The sequence below is a fragment of the Roseibium porphyridii genome (genome assembly GCF_026191725.2).
Lineage (GTDB): Bacteria > Pseudomonadota > Alphaproteobacteria > Rhizobiales > Stappiaceae > Roseibium > Roseibium porphyridii.
The window spans coordinates 4,329,016-4,341,369 of sequence record NZ_CP120863.1; the positions used below are offsets into that span (position 1 = coordinate 4,329,016).

Annotated in this window: 12 protein-coding genes; 5 read left to right on the forward strand and 7 right to left on the reverse strand. The window is 53.1% G+C overall.

Going from position 1 to position 12,354, the window contains the following annotated elements:
• The first annotated feature begins 10 nt into the window (after nucleotides 1-10).
• From K1718_RS20035 to K1718_RS20045, 3 genes are all read left to right on the forward strand, one after another.
• Complete coding sequence (locus tag K1718_RS20035) at nucleotides 11-265, forward strand: YdcH family protein (RefSeq protein WP_152502640.1); 255 nt, start codon at nucleotides 11-13, stop codon at nucleotides 263-265.
• Between the two features lie 638 nt (nucleotides 266-903).
• The gene (locus K1718_RS20040; RefSeq protein WP_152502641.1) at nucleotides 904-1,344 is read left to right on the forward strand and encodes a hypothetical protein; all 441 of its coding nucleotides are present in this window, start codon (nucleotides 904-906) and stop codon (nucleotides 1,342-1,344) included.
• A 27-nt stretch (nucleotides 1,345-1,371) separates the two neighbouring features.
• Nucleotides 1,372-2,127: an SDR family NAD(P)-dependent oxidoreductase gene (locus K1718_RS20045; protein ID WP_265681080.1), complete on the forward strand. Its 756-nt coding sequence runs from the start codon at nucleotides 1,372-1,374 to the stop codon at nucleotides 2,125-2,127.
• Between the two features lie 9 nt (nucleotides 2,128-2,136).
• On the opposite strand, the gene K1718_RS20050 is transcribed toward K1718_RS20045, so the two are convergent.
• Nucleotides 2,137-2,433, reverse strand: coding sequence for a hypothetical protein (locus K1718_RS20050; RefSeq protein WP_265681079.1), 297 nt, complete (start codon nucleotides 2,431-2,433; stop codon nucleotides 2,137-2,139).
• A gap of 135 nt (nucleotides 2,434-2,568) precedes the next feature.
• Nucleotides 2,569-2,994: a secondary thiamine-phosphate synthase enzyme YjbQ gene (locus tag K1718_RS20055; RefSeq protein ID WP_265681078.1), complete on the reverse strand. Its 426-nt coding sequence runs from the start codon at nucleotides 2,992-2,994 to the stop codon at nucleotides 2,569-2,571.
• 205 nt (nucleotides 2,995-3,199) lie between these two features.
• On the opposite strand from K1718_RS20055, the gene K1718_RS20060 reads away from it, so the two are divergent.
• Nucleotides 3,200-4,498 carry a glycosyltransferase gene (locus K1718_RS20060; RefSeq protein WP_265681077.1) on the forward strand — a complete coding sequence of 433 codons (1,299 nt, stop codon included), beginning with the start codon at nucleotides 3,200-3,202 and terminating at the stop codon, nucleotides 4,496-4,498.
• 51 nt (nucleotides 4,499-4,549) lie between these two features.
• On the opposite strand, the gene K1718_RS20065 is transcribed toward K1718_RS20060, so the two are convergent.
• Entirely contained in the window at nucleotides 4,550-5,464 is a 915-nt protein-coding gene (locus K1718_RS20065) for a S8/S53 family peptidase (RefSeq protein ID WP_265681076.1), read from the reverse strand.
• A gap of 331 nt (nucleotides 5,465-5,795) precedes the next feature.
• Between K1718_RS20065 and K1718_RS20070 the strand changes: the two genes are divergently transcribed.
• Nucleotides 5,796-7,472 (forward strand): FMN-binding glutamate synthase family protein, encoded by a 1,677-nt coding sequence (locus tag K1718_RS20070; protein ID WP_265681075.1) that lies wholly within the window; start codon nucleotides 5,796-5,798, stop codon nucleotides 7,470-7,472.
• A gap of 544 nt (nucleotides 7,473-8,016) precedes the next feature.
• Here the strand turns inward: K1718_RS20070 and K1718_RS20075 are convergent.
• The 4 genes from K1718_RS20075 to K1718_RS20090 all read right to left on the reverse strand — a co-directional run bounded on the left by K1718_RS20075 (nucleotide 8,017) and on the right by K1718_RS20090 (nucleotide 12,044).
• Nucleotides 8,017-9,897 (reverse strand): flotillin family protein, encoded by a 1,881-nt coding sequence (locus K1718_RS20075; RefSeq protein ID WP_265681074.1) that lies wholly within the window; start codon nucleotides 9,895-9,897, stop codon nucleotides 8,017-8,019.
• Nucleotides 9,898-9,953: 56 nt separating this feature from the next.
• Entirely contained in the window at nucleotides 9,954-10,694 is a 741-nt protein-coding gene (locus K1718_RS20080; protein ID WP_265681073.1) for a YqiJ family protein, read from the reverse strand.
• A gap of 2 nt (nucleotides 10,695-10,696) precedes the next feature.
• Nucleotides 10,697-11,380, reverse strand: a complete 684-nt coding sequence (locus tag K1718_RS20085) for a PspA/IM30 family protein (RefSeq protein WP_265681072.1) — start codon at nucleotides 11,378-11,380, stop codon at nucleotides 10,697-10,699.
• Nucleotides 11,381-11,537: 157 nt separating this feature from the next.
• The gene (locus tag K1718_RS20090) at nucleotides 11,538-12,044 is read right to left on the reverse strand and encodes a hypothetical protein (protein WP_265681071.1); all 507 of its coding nucleotides are present in this window, start codon (nucleotides 12,042-12,044) and stop codon (nucleotides 11,538-11,540) included.
• Nucleotides 12,045-12,354 lie beyond the last annotated feature (310 nt).

Consider the following 12,354-nt stretch of genomic DNA (forward strand, 5'->3'; position numbering starts at 1 on the left):
GGAGGCAAGAATGAGCCACGTCCCACACGAGCTGCATGAAGAATTTCCGGAAGCGGCCGAAAAACTGCATCAACTGAAAATTGGCGACAGTCATTTTGCGCGTCTTGCAGACGAATACCACACCATCAATCGAGAAGTTCACCGCATCGAAACAGACGTGGCACCCGCCTCGGATGAGGTATTGGAAGACCTGAAGAAGAAACGCCTTTTTTTGAAAGACCAGATTGCCGCCAAACTGGCGGCGACCGAAAACACCGTGTCCTGAGCCCCTCCTTTTCAGGCCGGTGTTAGCGCCCGCGCCGTCCCCGTCCGACGGCGCGGGCCACCTAATCGATCTTCGATCAAACTGGAAAGATCACGATACTGCGGCTCAAAAAAAGGCGGCACCGGCTGCGACAAAACGAAGGCTTTTGAAGACAGTCCGCAAGGCAGATTTCCGAGAGCCCACATAAAGAAGGCGCCGAAACTTCCATGAAGTCCGGCGCCAGTCTGGGGAGGAACGACCCTCATCGTTCAAAGGACATGTGGGTCTGCATCGTTAAACTTGCAAGAAAATAAAATGTGAGCATGACGTGAATCCGAGCCGCGACAGGCACTGGAATTGCGCCTCTCTCTTGTTTCCGGATCAGCTTTTCAAGAACCGTCCGAACGAGAGCCGAAACGCGGATCCTCGATATCCAGTTGATACCAGCATATTAAAAACCTCAATTAATTAATTGAAAAATATAATCTTTACCTCCTGAGAAAATGATTCAAGGGCTTTACAAGCTGATTCAACACGGGCCTCTGATTGACGGCCCGAACCCGATTGAAAAGGAAGCGGGGCATTTGCGCGGTTTATCCGCCTTGACGGTTCATTGACGCTGCGGTCTTCTCTAGAAAATCGTTCTCTTGGAAATTGTCATGTGTCTGGCCCGCCTGTCTGTCTTTCTTCTCTGCCTCTTCCCTGTGACCGCAGAAGCGGCTGATTTTTGTGTCGACGTTCATTCCAAAAAAGGGTGGCAGAGGCTTACGTTGCCTGATGGAAAAATACGGCGGGTCAGCTTCAACGGCAGCTGGAGTGTCATCAATGGCATCTACAAGCCGGTCGGGCCGCGCGGATATTCCGGCAAGGACGCGAAGAGCCTCGGCCCGTTGTATGGCTATAAATTTGACCAGTCCTATTCCTTTGGCGAAATGCTGGTCAGGGACCAGGCTGGAAGGATCGTTCCTTTTGCAGAGTTTGCCGCACTGGCAGTCAATGCACCGGATCCTTCCGGTACCTACAGTTTCAGGATCAACGACAAGGACGTTGCCCTTTGGGACAATGCCGGGGCGATCCGTGTCTGTATCTCAATGCGTTGAAGCCCGAAATCATCAATCGAGAAGCACATGACGAATAATGTTGTTCTGATCACCGGTGCGGCCAGAGGCATAGGTCTTGCCACCGCACATCTGATGATGGATCGTGGCTGGCACGTCGCCATGTTGGACAGGGACGGCGAAGAGCTGCTCAAAGTCACGAGTGGCCTTGAGAAAGCAGCGCCATTCATCTGCGATGTCTCAATTCCAAAAGAGGTGGCAACGGCTCTGCCTCAGGTTCTCTCCAGATTTGGGCGCCTGGACGCGGTGGTAAACAATGCGGGCGTTGCAGAGTTCGGTCCAATCGACCAGACAGACTTCGCAATGTGGCGACGGGTCATGGAGACCAATCTGGATGGCGTTTTTCTTGTATCTCAAGAGGCGATGCCTGCCTTGAAGGCAACAAAGGGGGCGATCGTGAACATCGCCTCCATTTCCGGTCTGCGCGCTTCAACGTTGCGCGTTGCCTACGGTACTTCGAAAGCTGCCGTAATCCAGATGACCAAACAGCAAGCGGCCGAACTCGGCGAAAGCGGAATTCGAGCCAACTGCGTCTGTCCCGGACCTGTGAAAACCAAACTCGCCTTGGCGGTACACAGCCAGGAAATCATCGATGCCTATCACGATGCCATACCGCTGAACCGCTATGGCCAGGAGGTTGAAATTGCCGAAGTGATTGCGTTCCTGTGTTCCGATCAGGCGGCATATGTAACCGGCCAGGTGATCGCCGCCGATGGTGGGTTTGAAAGCACTGGTGTCGGTCTTCCCGCGCTTCGAGACAAATAAGCCCGATCTCTATTTTCTAAACGCCCCTTCCGGACGATACTTGTCCATGACGGCATCAAGCCGGTCATTGGTGATGGCAGGGTTTGCATTTTGAAGGCACGGTAGAAGAATTGCCTTATTGGCCCGTTGTTCCGCACCGCTTGGATATTTGTCAGGCGCCGGATTGACCGGCTTGAAACATTCGATGAACACAGCTTCTTCAATTTGGAGGTCCTGAGCAATCCTGTCGGTCGGCCGGTTGGGGTCCTGGTCTGCAAAGGCAGACTGGGAAAGCAGCATGAAGAAAATCACAAGACCTGATCGCATTGGAGTGCTCCCATTGAGGCTGATCACCTGCGCGGCAAACGCGTTTGGACATAGTGACCACTCTATGAAGATGTACATTTTCGTGTGTGACGATCGTCACACCTGTTTCCAATTTCCCTTTTTTTTCAACGAAGCTTAGTGGTCCGAGAGGAAATGAGCCGCGATTTGGCGCTGATGTGGACGTGTCCTGTGCTCAAACAGATAAATACCCTGCCAAGTGCCCAGGACCATTTGACCGTTGGTCACCGGGATGGACAAGGAAACAGGCAAGAGTGCTGCCTTGATATGGGCCGGCATGTCATCCGGTCCCTCAAATGTATGAACCAGATAGTTCATGGACGGGTGATCCGCAGACGGCACCAATCGCTCCAGATAGGCTTTCAGGTCAATTTGCACGTCCGGGTCGGCATTTTCCTGTATCAACAGTGAGCAGGACGTGTGACGCACAAAAAGCGTCAACAATCCATCCTGGCCACCTTGATCGGACACCCAGCCGGCAACATTACGGGTGAACTCGTAAAGACCCTGACCTTCCGTGCGAATAGAAAAAACGGTGTGCATTTGGGGCTTTCAGAAAGAGGACTGTTCGATTGTGTAGAGGCTTATGCCATTCGCTTTTCTCTGACAATCACCCCATAGGCACCAGCTTTCCAGCCTGGCACGAAAACCAAGATACAGTTTGGTGCTTGCAACCGGGACTGGCAACCGCCATCTCAGCTAAGGCCTCTCATCGCCGCACTCGGTGTCACCGGTTCTGGAAGTACTCATGTCCATCCCTGCGAAACGAATTCTGATTGCCTCGCTTGGTACGCGCGGTGATGTCCAGCCATATGTCGCGCTCGCAAAAGAGCTTGTGCTGCAGGGCGCTGAAGTGACGCTTTCCACCGGCGAAGGCTTTGAGGACATGATCGAACAGGTGGGAGCAAAGGCCCGCCCTCTTCCGATCAACTACCAGACACTCCTGCAGAGTGAAGATATTCAAGAGGCATTGTTTTCGCTGAAAGGGAAAATCCGGGCAGCAAAGCAGAACCTTGCGCTTCAGAAAGAGCTGACAAGGTGTCTGTGGTCGATAACGCTCGATGAGCAGCCCGACCTGATCCTGTTCAATTTGAAAGCGACTGTGGTGACGCTCGCAGCCCGGCGCCTTGGAGTGCCCGCGCTCCCGACTGCTCTCCAGCCCGTAACCGCACCGACCGCAGAATTTCCTTTGCCGTTGTTCGCCATTCCTGACCTTGGCAGCTACTTCAATCGCAAAAGCTATCTGGCCGGACGTTTCTTGATGAAAGTCGGACTGGCAACGCTCATAAAACCAATCAAGCCGGAAGCAGAAGCAGAGTTTGGAATGTCCGGCGCTCTAATGGACGGCCATTGGCCGGGTGGCGGCATGGCGCCAGCGCTACAAGCCTTTTCCAAAGCGCTGGTGCCGACACCGGAAGACTGGAGCGAAGAAAATATTGCCTGCGGTTACTGGCTCACGGAGACCGACGCTGCGTATCGCCCGCCAGCCGATCTTCAGCAATTCCTGCAAGACGACAGTTCTCCCGTCTATCTGGGTTTTGGGTCCATGCCGAGCAAAGATCCTGAGAAGCTGACGAAAACAGTTCTTGCAAGTCTTAAGAACACGGGACAGCGCGCAGTGCTTGCCACTGGTTGGGGCGGACTTGTGAAAGAGAACCTTCCCACTGAAATGGCCGATCGCCTTTTCCTGATCGACAAAGCCCCACATAGCTGGCTGTTTCCGCGGTGTTCAGCCGTTGTCCACCATGGCGGAGCCGGCACCACGCATGAAGCGCTGCGCTGGGGCAAGCCGTCTCTCATTTGCCCGGTTTTCGGCGATCAGCCGTTCTGGGGAAGCCGGGTGCACAAGATCGGCGCGGGCCCTGCCCCATTACCTCAAAAACAACTCACCACGACACAGCTGACAACCGCCTTGAACGCCCTTGAAGATCCCAAATATCGAGTTGGTGCTGAAAAAGCTGCCGAAACGATGTCAAGCGAACCCGGCGCGGCCGGAACCGCGCGATACCTGCTCGGCGTTCTCAAGACCGGTCAGAAATCACATTGATCATGACTCGACGCTCGTCCGCACCTACTGCCAGGTCAAACAAGAGCCTACTTAGGCTTCTAGAGCTTTGCCAATTTCCACATTGGTGACCCAGCCGACAACCGGCTCGGTTGACTTTCCAGTGGCCGTCACGATCACATCCTGGCAACCGTCCTTGTTCTCCATATGCATCTTCGCGTCGGCAAGCGTTCCCCCGGCACGCGCAAAGGCGACATACCCGGTGATGAATGCTCCAAAAGTTTCAGGTGCTCGCGACTCGCTGGCAAGGTCGTGCACCTTTTCCAGTTTGTCCTTGTTCTTCGGGTCATTCTTGAAATTCACGGTAACATTTGAGGGAAGGTCGATGGCGCGCATTTCACTCCACAGGCCTCGATGAAGCACGCCAACACAGGCCTTGCCCGGCGTCAGAATGACAACTCTTGAGATTGGCCTGCCGCCCGGGAGTTTGTCTTCAAACGCTTCCGCCACTTTCTGGATAGGAACTTCCTTGAGATCTCCGTTCGGCGCCTCAACAGTTCCAACAATTTTGTCGATCGGGATCATGGCTTCCTCGATTGGGACAGCCCTGAGCTTTTGCCCTGACAACTTGACGAGGCTCTCTGTCGCCTTGCTGGCCGCCTCGAAGTTCTGCTTGCTGAAGTAATAAGCGAGGACTGTGCCCACCCAGGTCGCAAACAGGGGCAACAGCGCTGCGAAAACATACTGACTGTTTTCAACTGCATCACTGTTCGAAGCGCCAAAAATACCAACGCCCAGAACGACCACCGAGACAAAAATCAACCCGACAATGGAAAACTTGACGATATCGTCAGCCAGCATTTCACGAAAACCAGAAGATGCCTCGGAAGCTGGTGCAGGCTTTTCAGCTTCCTTAGCCTTCCGATTAAACGCGATGTAAGCAAGCACACCGGAAATAAAGACCAGCAAACATAGAATTATAATCAGAATGGCGTTCAAGCTAAGCACTCTCCCCTCCATTTTTGTTGTATTTTGAAGAATAAAAATCTGAAATTACATAAATATACTAAATTGACTTATCGTCAGACACTACCAACCGATATACACCCAGTGGTTGAAAGACGCATTCATTCCTAGAACCGACCTGGTACCAAAAGCATCGGGCACAATTGCGTTTCCGATCTCGCTATATCGGTGAATACCGACGCCAAATCCCGACAGTTCAAGTACCTTGTTCGACCAAAATATCTTGTGCTCTCAAGGCCACCGGCAAGACAGGATTTCGATCAGGTGGCGGGATCTCTCTTTTCTTTTCGACCTTTGCCTGACACAACTATGAATGCCAATATGTTTGAGGAGTCACCGGCCTGTGTTTCCCGCCCGCTATTTCGTTTTCCTTCTGTGCCTTTTTCTGACACTTGTCAGCTTCATCTTGATCTTTGCCTGGAACATTCATTTCCTCTGGCCATTTGCCGTCTTTTCAGCTCTCTCAGTGACGGGTGTGCTGGATCTCTCGCAGACCAAGCATTCCGTCCTTCGAAACTATCCGGTCATCGGTCACTTCCGGTTTCTGTTTGAAGCCATCCGGCCCGAACTTCGGCAATATTTCTTTGAAAGCAACCAGGATGGGCGGCCCTTTTCGCGCGAACGACGGTCGATGGTTTATGACCGGGCGAAGAACATTGAAGATGTGCTGCCCTTCGGCACGGAACTTGATGTCTATGACGACGCGTATGGCTGGGTGAACCATTCAATCAGCCCAAAACCTGAAACGCATGACGACTTGAGGGTTACAATCGGCGGCCCGGACTGCAAGCAACCTTATTCGGCATCTCTGTTCAATATTTCCGCCATGAGCTTCGGGTCGTTGTCGGGCAACGCGATCTTGGCACTGAACAAGGGTGCCAAGGCAGGCAACTTCTATCACGATACGGGCGAAGGCAGCGTCTCGCGGTACCATCGGGAAGGCGGCGGCGATCTGGTCTGGGAACTTGGCAGTGGTTATTTTGGCTGCCGGGCAGAAGATGGCACCTTCGATGCGGAGAAATTCAAGACACAGGCTGCCAATCCGCAAATCAAGATGATCGAGATCAAGATGAGCCAGGGGGCAAAGCCTGGCCATGGCGGCGTATTGCCAGGACCCAAGGTAACGGAAGAAATCGCAGAGGCGCGCGGTATACCTGTTGGCAAGGAATGCGTTTCACCGGCCAGTCATTCCGCCTTCTCTACTCCGCTCGAGCTCTTGGATTTCATCGCCAGACTGCGCGAATTGTCAGGCGGCAAGCCGATTGGCTTCAAGCTTTGTGTGGGCCACAGATGGGAGTTTATGGCAATTGTCAAAGCCATGCTGAAGACAGGCATCAAGCCTGATTTCATCGTCGTGGACGGGGCGGAAGGCGGAACGGGTGCTGCGCCCGTCGAGTTTGCCAACAGGCTTGGAACACCACTTCGTCAGGGGCTCTCATTCGTGCACAATTGCCTCGTCGGCACTGGGTTGCGCGACGACATAAAACTGGCAGCCAGCGGCAAGCTGATCAGCGCCTATGATATTGCCGGAACCATGGCGCTCGGTGCGGATTGGGTAAATTCAGCACGCGGTTTCATGTTTGCTGTCGGCTGCATTCAGTCCCAGAGTTGTCATACCAACCGTTGCCCGACCGGCGTTGCAACTCAGGACCCCAAACGTCAGCAGGCGCTTGATGTTCCCGACAAGTCCCAAAGGGTCGAGAATTTCCATCGCAATACGCTGAGGTCTCTGAAGGCCTTCACGGCAGCCTCCGGCTTCGACCATCCGAGCGAATTCGAGCCGGAGCATTTCTACCTGCGCGAAGGCAACCGCGCCATCATGCCTGCAAGCGCTGCACTCACCTGGGTGAAACGCGGAGAACTGCTCGACGAAGCGCACAACATTCCCGCTTATTCAACCTATTGGGAAATGGCCGTGGCGGACAGCTTTCACCCAGCCAAATCCCTGGCAACCGCAAAAGCACTACAGCATCACAAGGTTAGCCACTGAGACAGAATTCTAGGCCCCAGCAGGTAACTTAATTCAGGGGTCGATCTGAACGTTTTCAAATGCGACTTGTTGCCTGTCAATGTTGAGCTGCAATGTCTTGTAGCGGGAAATTCCTCTAGGGAAATCGAAAAACCGAAACCCAACTTTCACGGACATGCCTTCTTTAAGAAACACCGTTTTGTGGTGATAGTTTTTGCGGTCCGCTCCATCGACCGAGAAGCCTGAAACGCGTTAAGTTGCGTTCTGAAATAACCTGATGAAAGACTTGTCTTTTGTAATTGTTAAGTCACGTCCAAAGGGGGCGAAATTAGTCAGTTCCAGGCTGCTGGTTCACTTTGCTTGTTGTTTCAAGTTTTTGACGGAGTTCCAGGAACGAAGGATGCGCAAGAGTGGACGATCGACAACTTTGCAATTTCGATTGTTGAATTTCGCGTGCAACCGACAGGTTCTCAACCTTGCGAATGAGAGCAGAAGCTCCAATTAATTTCGGCGTCAGATCTAATAGAGGAAAAGCAGGCCCGGCAGATACCGGGCCTGTGACTGGTCAGTCCGTGGACCTTGAAACCGGAGACGAAGCATCTCCATTGTTCCCCTTGACCGGTTCCACAGAAACAACTTCATTTTCCACCGTAGCGTTGCTTGAACCGCACTCTGAGACAGGCGTTTCCCCTGCGGCGGCCTTTTCATCAGCAACCTCTTTTGGCGCCATCTCCATGTTCGCAGTCAGGCCTGCCAAACCTGAACCGTCCAGCCCGACTTCCTTCATCATTGCGTCAAGAAGAGGCGCTTGAGAGCGATATTTCAACGCAGAAGAAACCATCTGATCGGCGAGGTTTCCGCCACCACCATTTCCGCTCCCTCCGCTTGTTGCGCTTCCAGCACCAACCATTCCATCAACCTGGATGATTTTGATGCCATCGATTTGCTCGAGCGGCTTGACGCTCTCAGCAATGATTTCAGGCAACTGCTCAAGCAGTTTCATGCGCACCTGCATGGCAATTTGATCCGGCGACAAGAGGTTTGCAGCCTCATTGATTGCCTGCTGACCGGCCGCTTCCACTGCATAGATGGCCTGTTGTGCCTCCGCGCGCAGCTTTTCTGCCTCGGCGAAACCTTGCGCCTCGATACGTGACTTGGCAGCTTCCGCTTCTGCGGCAATGCGAACGGCTTCAGCATGGTCTGCTGCCGCCTGCTTTTGAGCCTCTGCACCGACTGTAATCGCAACGGCATCCATTTCAGCCGCCTTGCGTGCCTCGATCAGCTCGATCTGCTTGTCACGCTCTGCAACTTCGGTTTCGCGTGCAGTTGAAACCTGCTCTGCGGCGCGCGCTGCAATCGCACGGGCCTCATCGGCTTCCGCTTCGGCCTCCGACTTTTCGCGGGATTTGGCGGCAACCGCGATATCGCGATCTTGCTCTGCAAGCTCGATAAGCTTCTGCTTTTCAACATTTGCCGCTTCAACGGAACGTTCCTTGGAAATTTCACGCTCACGGACCTGTTGATCCATGGCAATCTGCCGCTCTGTCACCGCTTGATCGGATTCGATACCAGCATGCCGTACCTTCTGATGCGCCATGATTTTGGCTTCTTCGGCCTCGCGCTCTCGCTCGGCTTGTTGTTTGGCGATTAGAGAGGACTGTTCGGCGCGACGCACTTCCACTTCGCGCTGCTGTTCCAATTGAGCAAACTGATTATCACGATCGATCTGCAGTCGCTCTTGCTGGGCTTCCAGATTCTTCCGTTGAACCTGCACTTCAGTCTCTTGCTCGATGTCATTGCGCTTTTTGCGGCGCTCTTCAATCGCTTGCGTAAGTTTGGTCAAACCTTCCGCATCAAAGGCATTTTCCGGATTGAAGTACTCTCTGTTGGTCTGGTCCAACCCTGTCAACGACACGGATTCAAGTTCCAAACCGTTCTTGAGAATGTCTTCCGAAACTGCCGCCTGCACTTTCTGTACAAAGTTGACACGCTGCTCGTGCAATTCTTCCATTGCCATCTCCGCAGCCACAGCACGTAGCGCATCGACAAATTTACCCTCAACGAGTTCGCGCAACGCTTCCGGTTTCATGGTGCGCTGACCGAGGGTCTGGGCGGCATTTGCAATCGACTCGATGGTTGGCTGAACCCTTACGTAGAACTCGGCAAGCACGTCCACGCGCATACGATCTTTGGTGATCAAAGCTTGTTCGTTGGAGCGCCGGACTTCCAGGCGCAACGTATTCATATTGACGGGAATAATGTCATGCAGAACCGGCAAGACCAGCGTGCCACCATTCATGACAACTCGTTGACCGCCAAAGCCGGTCCTTACAAACGAGACTTCTTTGGATGACCGGCGATAAAGCCGAGAAATAATCAAACCAATGGCGAGCAGAGCGACAAAACTGATGCCCACAAGAATGACGATGCCAACTATTTGTTCCATAATAAGGCACTCCTTTATTCAACTTCTTAGAAAATTTCCGCGAATGACTCCGGTTTTCACACAGCCCCGGAGAGGGTCTCATTGGTGTTCCTGATCGCGGTGTAAGTGGCTCCCAGCTGGCGAACGATTATGATCTCCGTTCCTTGTTCAAGAACTTCACCGTCAACGTCTGGCTCCACTTGCAAGTAGTGACTTTGGCCAGTCGCATCCCGCAAACGCGCCTGCGCAGGCAGCCCACTCATTGCATTTCCTTGAACGATCAGCGCCGACCGCCCAACGAAGGTTGCCCGAGAAACCGCATCGCTTTCATCCTTGGGCATGATTTTCGAGAGCCCCAAGGCCGTCACTCTCGTAAACGGCAAAGCTCCAGCGAATGCAGCAGCAGAGGCAACGATGCCGGGCAAGAGCCACCCGGTCACAGAATGAATCATCCCTTGAACCAGATAACCCGCGATGCCAAAACCGGTCAGGAAAATCACGAGGATGATCAGAGCCGGCACACGTCCGAAGCAGAGCCATCCCAGGATCCTGCCAAAAAGACCAGGACCTGCGGCAGTGGCATCAGTTGACGCGCCAACGACTTCAAGATCAGCCGGGAGCGCTCCGCCCGACATGTCCGCATCGAATTCCGGCACATCAACATCGGGCAGATCAACCTCGGGAAGCAGGCTATCGATCATGCTCGACAGTCCTAGCCCCATAAGGGTGCCGACGCCCTCCGCCATTGCGATTGCAATCATCAAACCAAGTGCAACCGCAAAGGACGTGTTCTGATCCGCAAGAATGAAATCAATCATGCTCAACTGTCTCTCGCAGAGGCTTTCAAGGCTGCCAGGCGCTCGGAAACCCTGTTTTTGCGTGTGAGCTCATCAAGTTCGGCCAGCTTGCCTGCGTTTTCGAGATCCGTCACCTTGCCTCCCGGCAAACCCGTCGCATTTTTCATTACCCTGTCAAAGGTCTCTTCAGCTTTGCGGGTCTTGCTTTCGACGCTGTTCTTAGAGGCAGCGGCACCAGAAGCTGCAGCATCTGCTGTGGATTGCTGCATCGACTTGCGGTAATTGGCCAGCTCACTTTCCATCTCACGCTTGCGCGCCTGCAGGGCCTCAACATAACCCTCCAGTTCCTTTTCCTCACGGCTGGCTTCTGAGACGGCAGTTTCCAAAACCGGGATCTGGCTTTCAAGATCCAGCTGGCGCGCAATTGCTGCTTCCGCCAAATCATCACGGCTCTCGTTGATCGCAAGTGCTATTTGTCCCTGCAACTCCTCGTGACGACTTGTTGTGTCACCCAAACGAGTATTCGCCAGGTGCTTGTTGGCCAAAACGCTTGCCAACTCGTCTCGCACCTGATCGATGGCGCGCTCAACTTCGCGTATAGCCTCAGCCATTACGGTTTCAGGAGATGCGTTTTCGATGGAATCAACAAGTTGATTCACACCGCCCGAAACCAGACGTGTCACCCGTGCGACAAGACCTTCTGACATGATTTGCTCCTTTTCCGCTTCAACAAGAATAAAGTCATTGCCCGGATTTCAGAGAAGCCTTCGCCAATATTCTGAAATCCAGCGATCAAAAAAATGCGCGAACGCAAATTGCACAAAAGCGGCACTGTCGGCAGAAACCGCTCGATAAAGTATCCACTCAGGTTTCAGACTGCCGGCGCTGGTCGAGTATTTTGGCAATTTCCAAAATCGGCGTCAGCCTGTTGTCCATTAATTCCGGATCGTATGTCCGGCTTGGCGAGGTCAAACCCAAGTCGAAGACCTCCTCGATCAATGAGAACAATTCCGCTGACAAGTCCGCTTCAAATCGACGTAGTTCATTTTCTTCTCCGCCTGGCCCCGGCGCAGCTGCGATCAGCTCTGCGAGCATTTCAGGCAAGCGCTCGTACAATTTAAGTACAAGGTCGGACCTGACCCCGGTCTCCCTCTGTAACTGGCGCAATTTTTTTTCACCGGGCCGCGCCATTTGTCGGAGCAAGTCCTCACAAGACGAGACATCCTGTGCTCCTCGCTCTCGCTCTCGAGCCGTTTTCAGTATTTCACGGAGCTTGTCGCTTGGAGTGCGTGCGCCCTGAACTTCATAACTCGCCAGAAACGCAACATCATCATCACTTAGTCTGACACTGATTGGAATGCTTTTGGGCACGATGGTCACTCGTCAACGTTTGTTTTCTTTCGTTTACAAATGTATTCATTTTTTAACACATGTCAACAAAATTCAATCCGAAATGTATCAAAGGCAGTGAAATCAACCCAGGCGAGCGCCGCTACCATCTGAATTTTCGGTGTTGAAGATCGCTTGAGCGTGGCAGATATGAAATCTCAAAAGCCAGCAGATGCTCAGCCCGCCACAAATGATGCCAGACGTTACACCCCGAGGGTCGAAAATACCGACGCAACACGACAAGGTTCTTTGTCGAAAGCGGAACACAAGTGAAAAGTCATTCAAACAGGGG